Source organism: Flavobacterium sp. GW823-FHT04A11 (assembly GCF_058796535.1).
Map to the genome: position 1 here is coordinate 4,369,128 of NZ_CM179503.1, position 20,560 is coordinate 4,389,687.

Sequence of the window (20,560 nt, forward strand, 5' to 3'; positions counted from 1 at the left end):
CTAAATTTAAAATATTCTTAAAAAAATTATTTCTGGGCATTTCCGTTTATATAATAATAGAATTCTGTCCTTTGGCCTTTTCCTGCATGGTGGTCATCATGATGTCAAGCTCAATTTTTTCGGCCAGTTTTTTTACTGTCGGATTTGTGAATATATCCAGGATATTCAGCTCAATGCCAAACAGTTTGTTCATACGTTTCATTAACGTCATGGCTTTTAAGGAATCTGCTCCCAGATCAAAAAAGTTGTCCAGAACACCAATTTCTTTGTAGCCTAAAAAGGATTGGAATAAAACACACAACTGCGATTCAATATCATTAGACGGAGCGATATATTCCACGCCCAACTCGTTGCGTTCCAAGAAGGAGTCTTCTGCAGTTTCAGAAACTTCTGTAACAGCTTCTTTTGCCAATTCAAATGCATTAGGATCTTTTAATGAAACTATAACCTGCGGATAGGATTCTGCACGTAGTGTTTTTTCAACGATCTCAATCAGGTTTTTATGATTGATGCGATTCTCACCAATTCCGTCTAAATTGACAGCATACCAGTTGTTTTGTTCCCTGATCTGGTTTTTTACATAAGAATCAATAAAGGCATTTGAAACTGCATAAGCTCCATAAGTAAGTCCGCCCAAAATAGACGCTAAACTCGATGTGATCCAAACGAAATCTAAATTTCTGTTTTTAAACACATTATGTATATTTATAGTTCCTTGTACTTTAGGCTGAAATTGATTTAAAGCGATCTCCTCCTTTAACTTTTCAACAGGTTTAAAAGTGGATGGTTCTACATTTCCGGCTGCATGAAATACGCCTGAAATAGTACCAAACTCCTTTTCGATTTTTTCTACAACCTGGTTTAACTGACTAAGACTTGCAATATCAGACTGATAGTAATGAATTTGTCTGTTGTTTTGTTTTAAATCCTGTAGCGTTTTTATAATCCCTACAGTATTCAGGTCAGTATTGGAGTCTGATAAAAGATTCTCCCATAAATGTTCTACAGGCATATTTTTTCTTCCTATAAGCACAACTGTAGCATTATAATTATCAGCCAGATGTGTGGCAATTGTTTTACCAACTGAACCTAAACCTCCAGTTACCAAAAAGGTTTTATTTTCTTTTAAAAGTTTGCTTTCAGGATTATAGCTGATTCTTTCATAAAATTCCTGCCATCTGTTTGTACCTCTGTAAGCGACCGTTGTATCTGAATAATTGTATAAAAGTTCATCGGCAATTTTAGAAACTAGCTGTGCATTGTCACTATTTTGGTCAACATCAATACTATTGCTGAATATATTTGCATTTTCCTGCGCTAAAACATATAGTTGTTTTATAGAAGCAGTCATCGTTATGTTGATGTTTTCATCACCAATAATCTGATGGTTTAAGCTGTTTAATACCGTTATTTTCTTTCTGTTTTCCGGTAAATAATCAAGTACTTTTTTAGACAGATTATTTAGTACAGAAAATACAGATAATAGATTTTCCTGGCTTTGTTCGTTAAAATCCCAGTTAAAAACAATCTGATTTACCTGTACATTGTTTTGCTCCAGATTTTTGAATATTGATTTGTAATCTTCTTCGCTAAAAGGATTAATTTTTAATTCGTTCTCGTTTACAATTTCAAAAGAAGATCCTTTTTTAACTTCCAGTACTTTGTATCCATCATTGCGTAACCTGTTTATTAAAGTCGTTATAAGTACCGTTTCATCAGAAAAAACAAGGAAAGCATTATTTTCCAATGTATTTTGATTCTCTTTTTTGAGAATTGACTTTTTCCAGTTTGGTACATAAAACCATTCTTCAAAAGAAGAGGTGGTATTGTTACCCATTTTGCTAAAAGGATCAACTTTAAAATCAAGTTTATAGGTATCAAAACTGTACGTTGGCACAGAAATTCTTTTTCTTGTTTCGTGCGCATAATATGCTGACCAGTTTATTTTTATTCCCTGGCTCCAAAGTTTTCCAACAGCATTTGTAAATTTCAAATTATCATCGGCTTCTTCGTTAAAACGTCTTAGGGTTTCAACTCCAATATTTGTCTTAGAATAGTTACTGTTTTGTTTGCTCAAAGACAAAAGCGTATTTCCGGGACCAACCTCAACCAGAATGCTGTTTCGGTTTTGAAGAATTAAATCAATACCGTCGTTAAAATTCACGGTTTGTCTTAAATGATTTACCCAATATTCAGGTGAAGTTGCTTCTTCATCTTTAATTTGTTTTCCGGTTAAATTCGAAATAAACGGCAATGTTGGATTCGACAATTTAATCGTGCTGAATTTTTCTTTATAGGTTTCTAACATCGGATCCATCATAGCAGAATGAAAGGCGTGTGATGTTTTTAACTTAGAAAATGAGATCTCTTTTTCAGTTAAAAGCTGTCCAAACAAGTCTATATCTTCCGTTTTTCCTGAGATGACACAAGTTGTTTTAGAATTTACGGCCGCGATAGAAAGTTTATCCTTTAATAAATCCTGAATATCTTCTAATGGTGCATCGATACCAATCATGCTTCCTTTTTCGATGCTGTACATTAATTGTGCTCTGTTTACAATTAAATACAAGGCATCTTCCAGAGAAAATACTCCAGAAATACAAGCCGCCACATATTCGCCTAAACTGTGACCAATCATGTTTTCGGGCTTAATATCCCATTTTATTAAAAGTGAAGCCAAAGCATATTCGATCAAAAATAAAATAGGCTGTGTATGAATGGTTTCGTGTATCAGGTTAGGATCTACATCTGAGCAGGTTTTGTAACCAATTATTTCTTCATATTGTTTTCCTGTCAGGTCAAAAAGTATTTTGAATCCCAAATCCATTGTTTCCTTAAACTCCGTTTCATGTTTATAAAGTCCTTTTCCCATTCTGAAATACTGGCTTCCCTGACCCGGAAACATAAAAACCAATTGCTGTTTTCCAGTCACATTTGTAACGTGTTTTCCCTGGCTACGTACTTCTTCTTCGCTGTCTTTTTCTACAATATAATTGCGATACGCAAACTCAGAGCGTCCTGTGTTCATGGTATATGAAAAGTCACTTAATTGCGATTTTTCATCTTTCAGAAAGCTTTCGATTTTGGTTCTGTATCGGTTTACTGCTTTTTCATTTTTAGCCGAATACGTGATTAACTGAAAAGGTCTTGAATTACCTGATTCTGTTTCGTCCTGATATTCCTCAATAATCATGTGGGCGTTTGTACCGCCAATCCCAAAACTGCTTAATCCGGCTCTTAATGGCACAGACGGATCATTGGATTCCCATTTTTCCTTTTTTGAATTGGCATAAAATGGACCTCCGCTAAAGTTGATTTCCGGATTTGGATTCTTAAAATACTTTAATGGCGGTATTGCTTTGTGTTTTAACGACAAAGTTGTTTTGATCAAACCTCCAATTCCGGCAGAATTACCAAGATGTCCGATGTTTGCCTTAAGCGAACCAACAGAACATTTATGCGATTTATCATAATTAAAAGCCTGGTTTAAAGCATCAATTTCCACCGGATCGCCCAGTTTTGTTCCCGTACCGTGACATTCTACATACGAGATTGTATTATACGGCACTTTTGCCATTTTATGAGCAGATGTGATACATTCTACCTGACCTTTTATACTTGGAGCGGTATAACCTACTTTCAGGTTTCCGTCATTATTTACGGCCGAGGCGCGAATTATAGCATAGATATTATCCCTGTCGTTTATGGCATCTTCCAGCCTTTTTAAAACTACGACTCCGGCTCCTTCAGCACGTGTTGTTCCGGATGAATCACTGTCAAATGGTTTGCAATACCCGTCTTTTGAGTTGATCATTCCTTCTCTGAAATAATATCCGGGTACGTTATTCGTTTTTAAGTTTACACCGCCGGCAATGGCCATAGAGCATTCTCTTAATAACAAACTTCTGCAGGCCAAATGTGTCGTTACAAGCGAACTCGAACAAGCGGTATCTACGGCCATACTTGGTCCTCTTAGATTTAACTTGTACGAAATGAGACTGCTGATGAAATTTTTATTGCTGATCAGAGACAAAAAATAAGGATCGATATTTTTATTCTCTGTTGTTAAACTATGTGCAATCCAGTTAAAATTATCTTCGGCAGTAAGATACATTCCAATTTTATCGCTGTAATTAAAGACATCATATCCTGCATCTTCTATCGCCATCCATACTTGTTCGTGCAGGATTCTGATTTGAGGATCCATTAAATTTGCTTCCTCTTTTGTATAGCCAAAAAATGGATAATCAAAACTGTTTGCGTTTTCTATAGACGATTTTCTTTTGATAAAATTGGCGTCATCAACGATTTTTTTATCAATTCCGAGCTCCTTTATTTCCTCATCAGTATAAAATTGAACCATCTCGTTTGCTTCAATTAAATTTTCCCAAAATTGTTTTGAGTCATTTGATTTTGGAAATTTACATGAGATACCTACAATTGCTATGTCTCTCTTTAATGATTCTCTATTCATAATTTCTGTCTATTAATTCTTCTAAAAATTCGTCAAATTGCTCTAGTATGTTTTCTTGCTGAATGTCAGGGTGGTTTTGAGTATTGTTTTCTAACTCGTATATTTTATCTGCTAAATTTTTTATGTTAGTAAATTCAAACAGCATCGAAATATTAATCTCATACCCTAATTGGGATTTTATGATGTCCTGTATTCGTACAAGTTTTAAGGAGTTTATTCCTAAGTCGAAAAAATTATCATTGATTCCCACTTCACTTTCGTTGATATTGATAAGATCTGCAATGATTTTGATAAGCTGCGCTTCGAGATCATTTCTTGGGGCAACATATTTTTTGTGTATAATATCCTGACTTGTCACGCTTGGCAGGGCTTTGCGATCTGTTTTGCCATTTGGTGTTAAAAGCATTTTATCTAAGGCCACATAAAAACTCGGCACCATATAATCCGGCAATCTTTTGGCTAAATATTCTTTTAAATCAGATTTGTCGATTTCATTTTGAGCCACATAATAAGCCACCAATGTTTTTTCTCCATCGATCATCACTGCTTCTACGGCACCTTGCACAATAGCATCTGAATAACAGGAAAGCAGACTTTCTATTTCTCCCAATTCAATTCTATACCCTCGAATTTTAACCTGATCGTCGATTCTTCCCAAATAATCGATGTCTCCATTTGGTAATTTCCGAACTAAATCTCCTGTTTTGTACATCAACTCACCAGCCCTGAATGGGTTTGGTAAAAACTTTTGTTCTGTCATAACCGGATTGTGCAAATAGCCCCTTGCTAAACCGTTTCCGGAAACAAATAGTTCTCCCGAAACTCCAACAGGACATGGAGATAATGATTCGTTTAAGACATAAACCTGTGTATTGGCGATTGGTTTGCCTATAGGAATGTTAGTAGAATTTAATTGCGTTCCTTTTTCAATTTTGAAAATCGTAGCGCAAATACTGGTTTCTGTTGGGCCATAGGCATTAAAAAAAGTTCCATAGTCTAGATATTCGACCACTTTATCATAAACGGCAGCTTCACCAGCGGTTATCAGGACTTTTAAATCTTTTAGTTTTTCTACTTCTAATAATTTAAAAAGTGCGGGCGGAATCGTTGCAATGTCTATCTGGTTGTCGACGATGTATTTTTCTAACAGTTTTACATCTTTACGCGTTTCTTCGTTTAGAACAAAAAGCGTTTTACCGGATAATAATGTGATGAAAATCTCAGATACAGAAGCATCAAAAGAAAAGGATGCAAATTGTAAACTGTTTTTACATTGTTTAACACCAAAAATATTGATTTGAGAAAGTATCGTGTTTACAATTCCAGAGTGTTCAATCACTACGCCTTTTGGATTTCCTGTAGATCCTGATGTGTAGATTACATAAGCCGGATGATCTAAAGAAGTGCTTCTTTCTAAATTGGCAACAGAATATTTTTTTGATTCCGAATCAAAACGATTCCACTCTTCTTCTGTAATAACGGCTTTACAATTACTGTCTTTTTCTATATAATCAAGTCTTTCCTGCGGATAACTGGAATCTAAGGGCAAATAAGCCGCCCCGGATTTTAATACACCTAATAAAGAGATGATTAATTTCTCGCTTCGGTCTAATTTAATCCCGAAAATATCTTCTGGATTTACATTAAATTTATCTGTTACATAAGCTCCAAATTGATTCGCCTGTTCATTTAGCTGAGCATAAGTTAATCTCACTTCATCAAATACCAGTGCAATTTTATCAGGGGTATTTTTAACCTGATCTTCGAACAAATCGACAATGCTTTTTCCTGTTGGATTATCAATTATAGTCGCATTATAATCTGCTTCTATTTGATTTTTTTCATCAGCCGTTAAATAATTGATTTGCTGAACTTTTACTTCTGGCGTATCTATTAATGTCGAAATTACAATTTCAAGATGCTGGATTAATCGCTCTACAAATGAATGATCATAAATATCTGTATTGTAGTTAATTCGTAACGACAAACTCTCTTCTTCCCTGAATTCAAACGTTAAATCAAATTTTGAAATATCTCTTTTTACCGCATAGTTTTCTACTTCTAAATGGGCAAGATTTTCATTTTGTGAATTCGTGGCATTCGATTGATTCTGTAAAACCACCATAACATCAAACAATGCAGATCTGCCGGTATCTCTTTTTAACTGTAGTTTTTCAACCAGTTCATCAAACGGATAATTTTGATTTTCATAAGCAGCCAGAATCATTTTCTTTTCAAAATCAAGTAATTCCAGTAAACTTGCATTTTTATCGATGCTTGTTCTTAAAACCAATGTATTCAGGTAAAGTCCGATTTGATTTTCAAGATCAACATGATCACGGCCCGCAACCGGCGTACCAATAATGATATCCTCCTGACCGCTGTATCTGTTCAATAAAGCATTGATACCAGTCATTAAAGTCATAAATAAAGTAACATCGTACTGGTTAGAAAAAACCTTTAATTTCTCGAAAACCTGTTTAGGGAAAGTATACGTAATATCATTCCCTTTATAGGTTTTGATTAACGGACGGTTTTTAAACGAAGGCAATTCTAATACCGGAATATTTCCTGAAAGCTGTTCTAACCAATATTGTTCAGCTACTTTATATTTCTCTTTTTGAACTTCGTTATTTAACCAGGCTGCATAATCTTTGTATTGAATTTTTAATTCCGGTAGTTCAATATTTTGCCCCTGAACCAATGCATTGTAAATGATTACAATTTCTTTTACCATTAATTCCATTGACCAGCCATCGCTTATAATATGATGCATCGATAAATAGAAAACATGTTCTTTTTCGTTTGTTTTAATAAGAGCGCTTCTTAAAAGCGGTGCTTTTTCTAAATCAAATGCTTCTGAATTTCTGGTATGCAAATAATCCGCTACGGATTGCTGTGGATTTTCTAATGTGCTGAAATCTTCTGTTGCAATAGCAAAATCCAAGGCATCTTTTGGCAAAATATATTGATGAACATCGCCTTGATTATTGCTTTTGAAAAAGGTTCTCAGAATTTCATGACGCTCTATCAAAACTTTAAAAGCCTTTTCTAACTGACGAACCTCTAAATCGCCTTTAAACAATACTGTTGCCGGAATATTATAAGCCAATGAAGCTTCTGTAAACTGGCTCAAAATCCAAAACCTTAATTGAGATGCCGTTAATGGATAACTTTCTGCATCTGCTGTTTTATCAATTGCCTGATACGTAAACTCTTGTAATTTATGAGCGATTTCTTCAATGGTTGGCGTCTGGAAAAATTCTGTAATACTGATGTTTCTGGACAATTGTCTGTTTAATTGATTCACCACTTTTATAAGCGTTAAACTATTTCCTCCCAGTTCAAAGAAATTGTCTTTGATTCCTATTTTATCTATTCTTAAAACATCCTGCCAAATTGCTGTAACTTCTTCTTCTGCAGCATTTCTGGCCGCAATATATTCTTTACGGATAAGATCTTTAACCGATGTATTTGGTAACGCTTTTTTATCGACTTTTCCGTTTGTGGTAAGCGGTATGGCCTGTAATTGAATGTAATATGCCGGAAGCATATAATCTGGTAAAACTTTGCTCAATTCTGTCTGAATCAGGTTTTTATCTAATGTCGTTTCAGCTACATAATACGCCACCAGATATTTTTCTCCCTTATCCTCTTTTATGGCTACCACAGAATGGCTAATTCCTGAAATGTCTGAAAGACGGTTTTCTAGTTCGCCTAATTCTATTCTGTATCCGCGAATTTTAACCTGATCGTCAATACGACTTGTATAATCAATATTTCCGTTTGGCAGCCATCTTCCTAAATCGCCGGTTTTGTACATTAAAACCTCTTTGTCAAAAACATTGGTTACAAATTTTTCTGCCGTTAGTTCCGGGCGATTGATATAACCGCGCGCCAATCCGTTTCCGGCAATATATAACTCTCCCGTAACGCCAATTGCTGTTGGATTAAGGGCTTCGTCCAGAATATAGATTTGTGTATTTGCTATAGGTTTACCAATTAAAACCGTTTCCTGAGCATCTTTAACATCATACACAATACAGCCAACTGTAGCTTCGGTTGGTCCATATTCGTTAATAATTCTAATGTTTGGATTTAGGTTTTGCAATATCCTAACCTGATTTTCCAATAAAGCTTCTCCACCTACAATCGCCAATTCTACATTAGTTGCAGATAAATCCAGACTTTCTAAAATACTAATGTGTGCAGGCGTTAGTTTTATACTGCTGATATTACTGTTGAAATAATCCGTAAGCAGTTTTGAAACGTCATCCGTAGTTTCAAAAACCGTTAAAGTTCCGCCGCTTATCAACGGTAAGAACATACTGGTAACTGTTAAATCAAAAGAAAGCGATGTAAACAATCCGAAATCAAGGTTTCTGGATCCGTTTGCTGAGTAATAGTCTTTTCCCCAAAGCAGATAATTGGTTAACGAGGCATGCGCAATATCAACTCCTTTTGGATTTCCGGTTGAACCGGAAGTATAAATAACGTAAGCCGAATTTTCAGAAGATGCTTTTTGATTCAAATTATCACTCGCATAATTCCCTGATTCCAGTTGAAAATTATTCCATTCTACAGCATCGATAATCACTTTGCAATCACTGTCTTTTTCGATAAAATCAATTCTTTCCTGCGGATAAGCAGAATCGATTGGCACATAAGCAGCGCCTGATTTTAAAACGGCTAATATGGATAGAACCAAAGCATCGCTTCTGTCGAGTCTTATCCCAACTTTATCATCAGATTGCACTTTATATTTATCTTTCAAATAGCTTGCAAACTGATTGGCTTTTGCATTAACTTCTGCATAAGTTAACTGAATTTCATTAAAAATTAATGCAATCTCGTTTGGCGTTTTTCCGGCCTGATCTTCAAATAACTGAACAATAGTCTGCTCTTTTGGATATTCAACTTTGGTTGCATTAAAGTCGTATACAACTCTGTTTTTTTCCGTATTTGGCAGATAATCGATGTTTTTTATTTTCTCTTCAGGCGATTCAATTATTTTTGAAATGATAATCTCAAAATGCTGAATTAATCTGTCTACAAATAAACTGTCATAGATATCTGTATTGTAATTAATTCTCAATAACAAATCGTTTTCTTCTACAAACTCAAATGTTAAATCAAATTTTGAAACCTCGCGTTTAAGATTATATCTTTCAACTTCTATATTTGCTAATCCTTGATTACCAGAATTAAAACCTGATAATTTTGACTGACTTTGCAGAACGATCATGACATCAAACAGTGCAGATCTGCTGGTATCTCTTTTTAAGGCTAACTTTTCTACAATTTCATCAAAAGGATAATTTTGGTTTTCATAAGCAGACAGGATCATTTTTTTCTCAAAATCCAACAATTCCAAAATATCAGAATCCGCATTGATACTGGTTCTCAAGGCGAGTGTATTGAGATAAATTCCTATTTGGTTTTCCAGATCTGCATGGTCCCTTCCGGCAATTGGCGTACCAATAATAATATCATCCTGACCGCTATATTTGCTCAATAACACGTTAATACCGGTTAACAAAGTCATGAATAAAGTAACATCGTGTTTGGTAGAAAAAGCATGCAGTTTTTGTAATAAATCTGCAGAAAAACTATGGCTGATATAATCCCCGTTATAGGTTTTTACCAACGGACGATTTCTGAAAGCAGGCAGTTCTAATACCGGAATAGTTCCTGAAAATTGCTCTAACCAATATTGTTCAGACAATTTGTATTTCTCTTTTTCAACTTCATTATTCAGCCAGGCTGCATAATCTTTGTATTGAATTTTTAATTCCGGCAAATCAGCGTTTTTACCCTGAACAAAAGCATTGTAAATGATCACAATCTCTTTTACAATCAATTCAATAGACCAGCCATCGCTGATAATATGATGTATGGCTAAAAACAGAATATGCTCTTTTTCTTTTTTCTCGATTTCCTTTGTTTCGATGATACCACTTCTTAAAAGAGGCGCTTGTTCCAGATTAAAAGCTTCATTACATCTGGTTTGAAAATAGTTATCGATTTCAATCTCATTTTCTAATGCGGAATCAGAATGAAGCTGAATGGTATCAAAGTCTACTTTTATGGCATCAATTGGCAGGATAAATTGTCTTACCTCATCTGTCTGAGCATCATATTTAAATAAAGTTCTTAAAACTTCATGACGCTCTATAAGTGTTCTGAACGCTTTATGCAAAAGGACCGCATCTAATTCGCCTTTTAGTTTCACAGCATACGACATGTTGTAGGCTTGTGAACCACCTTCGAACTGGCTTAATATCCACAATCTTTTTTGAGAAGCCGATAAAGCATAACTTTCCTGAAAAGGCGTATTCGGAATGGTTATAAAATTATCTTCTTTCAGTTTTACTGATAAAGACTGGATTGTTGGATTTGAAAAGAAATCTTTAAAGGTGATTTGCTTGTTTAATTGCTTGTGAATCCTGTTTATTACCTGAGACACAACTAAACTGTGACCGCCTAATTCAAAAAAGCTGTTTTCGGTTCCAACTACATCAAAATTTAAGTTTAAAGCTTCTGCCCAAATTGTAGCAAGCTGCGTTTCTATTTCGTTTTTTGGTGCAACATATACCACTTTTCTCAAATCAGAAAGTACCGGATCTGGCAATGCATTTCGATCTATTTTTCCGGTTCTTGTCAGAGGAAATTCTTCCATAACAATATAAATAGACGGAATCATGTATTTAGGTAATATACCGCCCAAAAGTGCTTTTATTTCGGCAATTTCCTGATTTTCATTAACTTTTAGATACGCTGTAATGTAGCTGATATCCTGTACTTCCTTAACTAATACAATCGCTTTCTTTATAGAATTAATCTGTTCTAACTGATATTCGATTTCAGCTAATTCGATTCTTAAGCCGTTTAGTTTTACCTGTGAATCTTTACGCTGGAGGAATTCAATTTCTCCCGTTGGAAGCATTTTTCCAATATCACCAGATTTATAAATTCTTTTGTCTTGTGATTCAAAACCGCTTATAAAAACTTTACTGGTCAGTTCTTCCCTGTTCAAATATCCTAATGAAAGATAATCGCTCCTGAAAACAATTTCGCCTGTTTGATAAACTCCTTTTCCGTTGTTGTTTTCATCCAGAAGAAAAATTTCTGTTTCCACTACAGGCTGACCCAAAGGCAAATTATTTCTCGTGAGGATAGATTTATGGTTTATGAATTTCTGAGCCACAATCGTAGATTCCGTCGGACCGTAATCGTTTACCAAAAAGGCACCTTCAGCAAAATGTTCCTGAAACAAATCAAAATCGGTTTTATGGCAGGATTCTCCGCCTAAATCAATTAATCTGATGTTGGGCAAAATTTCATTTTTCGCCAGGCCTTTCAGAAAATTTCTGTAAATCGTTGGCACCATATGTATCACCGAAATGTTTTGATCTGACAACCATTGCGGAAGTGTTTCTAAACCATTTTCTACAATATCATAAATACTAACCGTGGCGCCGTTTAAGATCGCTCCGTAAATATCTTTTACAGAAGCATCAAAAGTATACGTAGAAAAAACACTCAAATTATCATCAACCGCAATGTGAATATTATTGGTGTAAACCCTAATAAAATGAAGTACATTTCTCTGGCTTTGTATAACGCCTTTTGGCAATCCTGTAGAACCGGAAGTGTATAAAATATAGGCTTCTTTACTGCTATTTGTAGTATTTGCTACATTAGCTACTTCAGGAAGATCGTAACTTTCTTCTATTTTTATAACCGCTAATTCCGGTACCTCTTTTACCAATTCAAGGGCAACATCAAGCGTTACGGCGTTACAAACAAGATGTTTACATCCAGAATCTTCCATTATGTATTGAATCCTGCTTAAAGGACTGTTTGCGTCTATTGGTACGTAAGTATAGCCTGCTTTTAGAACACCAAGCATTCCTATAACACAAGTTTCGTTGTGGTTTAAAAGTAATGCAATGCGTTGTGTATCAGCATTTGTTTTTTCCTGTATTTGTTCTGCTAAATGATTGGCGCAATTGTTCAGTTGGGCATACGTAAGACTCACCTGATTGGCATATACTGCGGTACGATTAGCAAATCTTTTTACTTGTTTTTCAAATCGTTGCGCAATACTTTGTTCTATTTCAGCACTTTCAAAATATTCAAAAGGATTGGTTGGTTTTAAATCTTCGCTTTGCGGAATATAATCTTCGAATATTTTGATCTTATTTATCGCTTCTTGTTCATTTTCTACAACCTGATCGATAATGTTTAAATACGCCTGTATCCAATATTCGATTGTTTCTTTTGTGAACAAATTGTGATCGTATACACAATTGATTACGTAACCGTTAGAAAAGGTTTTTACATAACATTCCAGATCAAATTTTGGAGAAGATTCCACTGTTTTATGAATTGCCGTAAAATCCGTAATCGTTTGCGTGCTTTCTAAATCAAAATCAAGCATATTGATAAATACCGGACAAAGCGGAAAACGATTGTCTTCGCTGGTTACTTTTATCAGTTCTAGCAATTTTTCAAACGGATAATTTTGATTGGCTAAAGCATTGATTAAGGTTTCATTTACTTGTTGAAGCCACGATAAAAATGATTCGTTTTCGTTTATTCTGTCTCTTAAAACAAGCGTATTGATAAAACAGCCTACTAAATCTTTTAACTGATAATGGTTTCTGTTTGCTGCCGGAATTCCTATAATAATATCTTCTTCAGCCGTAAGTCTGAACAATAATATTTTTAGAGTTGCTACAAATAAAGCAAAACTGCTTATACCATTTTCTTTTGATAGTTTTTCAACTTTTCTTTTTTGTGCTTCATCCAGGTAAACGGTGTACGAAGATGAAGTTGCTGTATTGGTTTTTATTTTTGATGCATAATCAGATGGTAATTGCAGATATGGCAATGATCCTGAAAGTTTTTCTTTCCAATAATTTTCATAAACACTTATTCCTGAAGATTGTAACTGATTATTTTGCCAGTACGCATAATCTTTATATTGCACAGGCAATTCCGGTAAATTTGGTTTTTCTCCTGTAATAATGGCATTATAAATGCGCATTAAATCTCTCGAAATAACATCTATAGACCAGCCGTCACTAATAATATGGTGAATATTAAAATACAAGGTATGAGTAGAATCTTTTTCAAGAATACCCACTTTAAACAATGGATAAGTTTCAAGATCAAATTCATGATCGAATATTTCATTTCTAATCGCCAAATCATCTCTAAAAGCCGGAATCGTTACCGGAACATGAGACAGTATTTTTTGTTTCGGAATTCCCAAATCTTCCGTAAACACGGTTCTTAGAATTTCATGACGTTCTAAAAGTGTATTAAATGCTTTCTCAAAAGCCGGAATATTCAAATCATCCGGTAATTGTTGTGTGCTGTATATATTGAATTCCTGTGATTTTTCCTGAATTTTATACAACAGCCAATAGCGAACCTGTGACGGAGATAAATCGTAGTGGTTTTGAAGTTCTAATTTTTCAATTTCTATTACAGCAATGTCTTTTTCTTTCTTCGATTCGGCTATAAGAACAGCATGATCTTTTAAACTTGTATTTACATAAAGTGCTTTTAGGTTTACTGAAATTCTAAATATCTTTTGATATTCAGTCAACAATCTGGTTAGTAAAATACTATGTCCGCCTAGTTCAAAGAAATCATCTGTAATACCTATTTTTTCAAGGTTTAAAAGTCTTTGCCAAATCCCGGCTACACTTTGTTCGGTTTCGTTTGTTGGTGCAACATATTCTTTTCTTGTAATGTCTTCATTGGCAATAGCCGGCAAACTTTTACGATCTATTTTACCATTTGGAGTTAAAGGCAAACTTTCCAGAGCCACATAAATATTCGGAACCATATATTCCGGCAATTTTCCTTGCAGATACGCGCGCAGTTCTGTTTTTTCGATATCATTTTCAGATACATAATAAACAACCAGTGCTTTTTCTGCATTTAATTCCCTTGCTACAACGACAACTTCTTTTAAGTCTTTTGAATATTGGGAAAAAGCTGTTTCTATATCTCCAAGTTCGATACGATATCCTCTTATTTTTACCTGATTGTCGTTTCTTCCCAAAAACTGAATTTCCCCTTTTTCATTCCATTTTCCTAAATCGCCTGTTTCGTATATAAATTCGTCTTCGCTAAAAGGACTTTTGATGAACTTTTCTTTTGTTAAAACTTCATTTTTATAATATCCTTTTGCTAATCCGTCACCGCCAATATAAATTCCTCCAACAGAACCTAACGGAGCCGGATTTAAATATTTATCTAATAAATAAAATTGAGTGTTGTTGATTGGTTTTCCAATGTTTGAAGCATCTTTCGGAAATTCAATTTGTTTTAAACTCGACCAGATCGTAGTTTCAGTCGGGCCATACATGTTCCACACTTCTGCGCAGGCAGCGACTAACTTTTTCGCTAATTCTTCGTTTAATAAATCTCCTCCGCATAAAACCTTCAAAGCTTTACTTCCTTTCCAGTCTGCGTTAAACAACATCTGATAAAAACTTGGTGTTGCCTGAAGTACAGTAGGTTTTATTTCTTCTAATTTTTGAATGATAGCATTTGGATTTCCTAAAATTTCCTGTTCTGCAACATATAAAGCTGCGCCCGATATTAATGGAACAAAAAATTCTAATATCGAAATATCAAAAGAATAGGTTGTCACCGAAAATAAAATATCTTTTGCACTAATTCCCGGTTTTTGCTGAATGCTGGTCAGGAAATTGACCAATGACTGATGCCCAATTTCTACTCCTTTTGGATTTCCCGTTGATCCTGACGTATAAATGATGTACGCTGTATCTTTTGGAACTGCAATTGCTGCAACAGATTCCTTAAAATCAATGATTTCATTAAATAAATCTTCAGATTTTATGGTCGTTTCAACTTCTTCTCCTATATGGCTGTATTCTTCTGCGCTGATTATAATTTTAACCTCGCTATTATTGATGATATAGTTTAGTCTTTCTTCCGGAAATATAGGATCAAGCGGAATATAAGGTCTTCCTGATTTTAATATTCCCAATAAAACGGCCACCATTCCGGATGATCTGTTCATCAAAACGGCAATAGGCGATTTGTCTTCTTCGCCACGAAGCGAGATTAAATAATTGGCGATTTTTCCGGATAAACGATCTAGTTCTGCATAAGTATACGACTGAAAACTATCTTTTAAAGCAATATTATCAGGCGTTTCTGTAACTTGTTTATTGAATAAATCTACAACCGTTTGTTCTTTTGGATACCCAACTTTGGTATTATTATATTGATTTAAAATTTCGTCTTTTTCTTCATCGGTCAAAAAGTCAATTTGCTCTACCAATACTTCTTTTTGAGCTATTGCTTTTTGCAAAAGTGTTTCAAAATGAGTGAAAATTTTAGTTGCCCACGAAACATCATAAATATCTGTATTATACTCGATATTTAAAGTGATCTGATTATTGTATTCTGAGAAATTAAAACTCAGATCAAACTGAGATGATTTTTTTTGATAGTCGTATCTTTCCAGTTTAAGTCCGCTTATTTCTTCCTGAATATTTAAACTGTTTTGAGATTGATTTTGAAAATTTACCAATACATCAAATAAAGCCGAGCGGCTTAAATCTCTTTTAACATTCAGTTTTCTTACCAGTTCATCAAACGAAAACATCTGATGTTCATTGGCCGCAATTAGATTGTCTTTTTCGATTTGCAATAATTCTGCAAATGTGTTTTTCTCGTTAAACTGCGTTCGTATTACCAGTGTATTGATGTACAATCCTATTTGATTTGCCAAATCCGGATGTTCTCTGCCTGCAATTGGTATTCCCACGATAATATCATCCTGTCCTGAATAACGGTACAACAAGGCTTTTACACCTGCCATAAACGTCATGAATAAGGTTGCTTTATTATCTTCAGAAAACGACTTTAGTTTATTGGTAAAATCTTCAGAAAATACATGTTCAAGCGTATCACCATTAAAAGTCTGTATCGCCGGTCTTTGCTTAAAAGCAGGCAAATTAAGTATTGGTAATTCGCCTTTAAATTTGTTTAGCCAGTATTTTTCTGCATTCAGGTATTTCTCCTTTTGCATTTCTTCGTTCAGCCAGACTGCGTAATCTTTATATTGAAATTTTAAAGGTAAAATAGTGTTGTTTTCTTTTTCCTGCAATAAATTGTCATAACGCTGCACGATCTCTGAAATCAATAATTCCATAGACAAACCGTCGCTGATAATATGATGCATACTAAAGAGGAAAATATGCTCACTTTCTGCTATCTTGATTAATGAAGCTCTTACAAGAGGTGCTTTTTCTAAATTGAATTCTTCATTAATTTTTTCATTGATGTAATGTTCTAACTTTTGATCGAAATCAGTTTCAGCAGAAAAATTAGCTTGTGTGATCTTAAATTCAATTTCGTTTGCCGGTACAATAAATTGTCTTACTTCATCCGTTTCCGTATCATTTTTAAATACTGTTCTTAAAACTTCATGATGTTCTATAAGCTGTTTGAATGATTTTTCGAAAGTTATAACCGGCAATTCTCCAATTAATTTAATGGCATAAGACATGTTGTAGGCCTGAGAACCGCCTTCAAACTGACTTAACATCCATAATCTTTTTTGAGATGGCGATAAGGGATAGCTGCCCATTTCTACAGATTTGGGAATAGCCTGATATTTTTTGAAATTTGTTTTTTCTTGTATGGTTCTTTTTAATTCTTCTTTATGCTCTTTTAATAATCCTAAAAGAACATCGTCAATACCTGCTTCAGGCAGAATACAAATAAGTTTATCGTCTTTTATGGCAAGTTTTACATTCTTACTTCTTAACTCTGCCAATAATAATTCTATATTCATATCTCAATGTAATTGTTGTTAATATCGCTCTCAATCTCAATAACCTCTATTAAATCAAGTGTTCTTTTCTTTGATTCTATGAATGATGCCAATTCTTTTATGGATGCGTATTCTGATAAATCCCTGAAAGACAATGTGATTTCGAATTCATCAGATAACTGGCTTACTAATTTGGTAGCCAGTAAAGAATTTCCGCCAACTTCAAAATAATTATCGTGTGTGCCTACAGGTGAATACCCCAGCACATTGCCCCAATATTCTGCAATGTTTTTTTCGATATCAGTTTCCGGAGCTACAAACAGGGTACTTACATTTCTTTTTTGGTTAAATGCTATATCTTCCTGAATGGCTTCAATAGGCAACGAAACCTCATTGTATAACACTTCAACCCGATCTGTAACTTTTTCTTCTGACGAAAAAAGCTGTTTGATATTATTTATATACTCGGTATTTAAGTCGTTTAAACTGTTTAATACTTCATCTGAAAGTTTATTATTTGTAAGCTGGATTTCTATTGAAGTTCTTAACCTGTCGCTTGTATATCTTTCGCTGTTAGCGTGATAAGATTCTTTTACTTCCTCAAAATCATTAAAGCTGACGTTTACTTTTGGTTTCCAAAATTTGTTTTTTGAGAATACATAACCTGGTATCGGAATTCTTTTTCCTTCGTGAATTTCAGGTATATTATATCGTATTCCTTTTGCACAAAGAATGGCTTTTGCTTCATAAAAATTAGTCAGCGAATTATCTGTAGCCGATAGTTTTGAAAGTAAATTAACGGTGCTAACCTCATGATTAAAGATTGATTTTACAAAAGAAGACAAACCGTTTCCAGGACCGATTTCGATAAAAACAGGATTAGAAAAATACGGAACTGCATTTTTTACCGCTTGCGAAAACTTAACGGGATTAATGATTTGGTTTAACCAATATTCTTTAGAACAAAAAACTTGCGGTTCTACCACATCACCTGTGTAGGTAGAAAATACCATTGTATCAAAAGTTTTAAACTTTACCTGAGATAATACAGCATCAAAGGCAGTTAATACATTCTCCATCATTTTGGTATGATACGCATGCGAAACCTTTAGTTTTTTGTAATCTATATTGTTTAATTCTAAGATTTTAGATTGTTGATCAACATCTGCTTTTGTTCCGCCAATTACAATATTATCATCCGCGTTGTAGGCGCAAATAGAAACTGAGTTTAGTAATAACGATTTCAGATCTTCTTCTTTAGCGCGTACCAAAATCATATCGCCTTCCGGCATGCTTCCCATTAATCTTCCGCGGTGAAAAACCAGTTTCAAGGCATCTTCTATAGTGATACAGCCCACAATGCAAGCGGCGGTATATTCTCCTAAACTGTGTCCGATAATAGCGTTGGGCTGAATTCCTGTTCTCAGCAATTCTTTGGCAAGACAGTATTCGACTATAAATAAGGCAATTTGTGTATTTTCGGTTCTCTCTAATAAATGTGTATCATCTGAAAAAATGATTTCTTTAAAATTGATATTCGAAAGTGATTTCAGGTAATCAAAACAAAAATCCATATCTTTTTTAAAGGCTGTCGTATTTTGATACAACGCTGCCGTCATATTTGCATACTGGCTTCCTTGTCCCGGAAACATGAATACACTTTCAGATGTTCCAGTGCTATGTCCTTCGTAACACATCTCTTTTTGAACACCGTTTAACTGGTTGATCAATTCGTTTTTGTCATTAGAAACCACACTAAACCTGTAAGGCATCGATTTTCTGCCGTATATGGTTGTGTACTCCAGATCTGCCAGACTTATGTTTGGATGAGCAGAAATATAATCTGCTAATTGCTGTTTCTGTAAATGCAGATTTTGCTGGTTTAAAGAAGATAAAGTAACCACATAAGGACGTTTACTGACTTCTTTTTCTTCTGTTACCGGTGGTTGTTCTACAATAACGTGAACATTTGTTCCTCCAACTCCAAAAGAGCTCACTCCTGCCCGTCGAAACTCAAAATTCTCCGGCCATGCGGTACAATGCTGATTTACATAAAAAGGAGAAGAATCCAGTTTTAATGCCGGATTTGGTTCTGAAAAATTAATGCTCGGAACCAAAATTCCCTTATTGACACATAAGGCCGCTTTGATAATTGCTGCAATTCCGGCAGCAGCGTCAAGATGTCCAATATTTCCTTTTACAGATCCAATGGCGCAATATTGCTTTTTGTCTGTATACTCACGAAATGCTTCGGTAAGGGCTGCAACTTCTATAGGATCGCCTATTAAAGTTCCTGTACCGTGTGCTTCGATCATACCAATTGATTCAAGGCTAATATCTGCCACTGCCGAAGCTTCAAGAATTACATCTCTTTGTGAATTTATACCAGGAGACGTATAACTTTGTTTGTTTGCTCCGTCATTATTAATTGCTGTCCCTTTTATTACAGCATAGATATAATCTTTATCGTTAATGGCATCGATTGCTCTTTTTAAAACAATAGTTCCAACGCCGTCTCCGCTAACGGTTCCGCTTGCCTCTTTATCAAAAGGACGGCAAACTCCGTCTTTAGAATAGATAGATTCAGGCGTATGGATATAACCCACATTTTCATTAGAATCAAAAGATACACCGCCGGCAAGTGCCATATCACATTCTCTGTTCAATAAACTCTGAGAAGCCAAATGCACCGCAAGCAAAGATGTTGAACAGGCTGTTTGTACTGTCATTACTGGCCCTGTTAGATTAAGCTTATGCGAAATCCAGGTAGCCAGAAAATCTTTTTCGTTTAAAATTCGGTATAAAAGAGGATCTGCAAAATCGGTATACGAATTAGTATGTAAAAGTTTTAGCAAATATGAATTCGTAGACATTCCGCAGAAATTGCCAATTGCCAGATCTGAGCGTGAAACATCATAACCCGCATCTTCAATAGCATGCCAGCTTGTTTGCAATAACAATCTGATCTGCGGATCCATAAGGGCAGCTTCGCTATTTGAAATACCAAAAAAAGCAGCGTCAAAATACTTGGCATCTTCCAGTCTTGAGCTTGCGTTTACAAACGTTTTATGATTTAAAATATTCGCAGCAATACCCGACGCCGTAATATGTTCCTGATCTGTTTTTTGAATGCTATTGATCCCATTTTGAAGGTTTTGCCAATAGTCTTCCAGATTTTTTGCATTGGGAAAACGTCCTGACATTCCTATTATTGCTATATCATTTTCAGAAATTTGTTTCATTTTTATCCGGAA

3 protein-coding genes are annotated in these 20,560 nt (G+C 34.8%); all 3 read right to left on the minus strand.

The window, feature by feature from the left end; translation table 11 throughout:
- Positions 1-46: 46 nt before the first annotated feature.
- Genes AC3QL1_RS18815 through AC3QL1_RS18825 form a run of 3 tightly spaced genes read right to left on the minus strand, consistent with a single transcriptional unit; the run spans position 47 to position 20,548 of the window.
- On the minus strand, positions 47-4,474 hold the full coding sequence (locus AC3QL1_RS18815; RefSeq protein ID WP_492493674.1) for a type I polyketide synthase: 4,428 nt from the start codon (positions 4,472-4,474) through the stop codon (positions 47-49).
- Complete coding sequence (locus AC3QL1_RS18820) at positions 4,467-17,327, minus strand: amino acid adenylation domain-containing protein (RefSeq protein ID WP_492493675.1); 12,861 nt, start codon at positions 17,325-17,327, stop codon at positions 4,467-4,469. Before AC3QL1_RS18820 ends, AC3QL1_RS18815 begins: the two co-directional genes overlap by 8 nt.
- Positions 17,324-20,548 carry a type I polyketide synthase gene (locus AC3QL1_RS18825; RefSeq protein ID WP_492493676.1) on the minus strand — a complete coding sequence of 1,075 codons (3,225 nt, stop codon included), beginning with the start codon at positions 20,546-20,548 and terminating at the stop codon, positions 17,324-17,326. Before AC3QL1_RS18825 ends, AC3QL1_RS18820 begins: the two co-directional genes overlap by 4 nt.
- Positions 20,549-20,560: the final 12 nt, after the last annotated feature.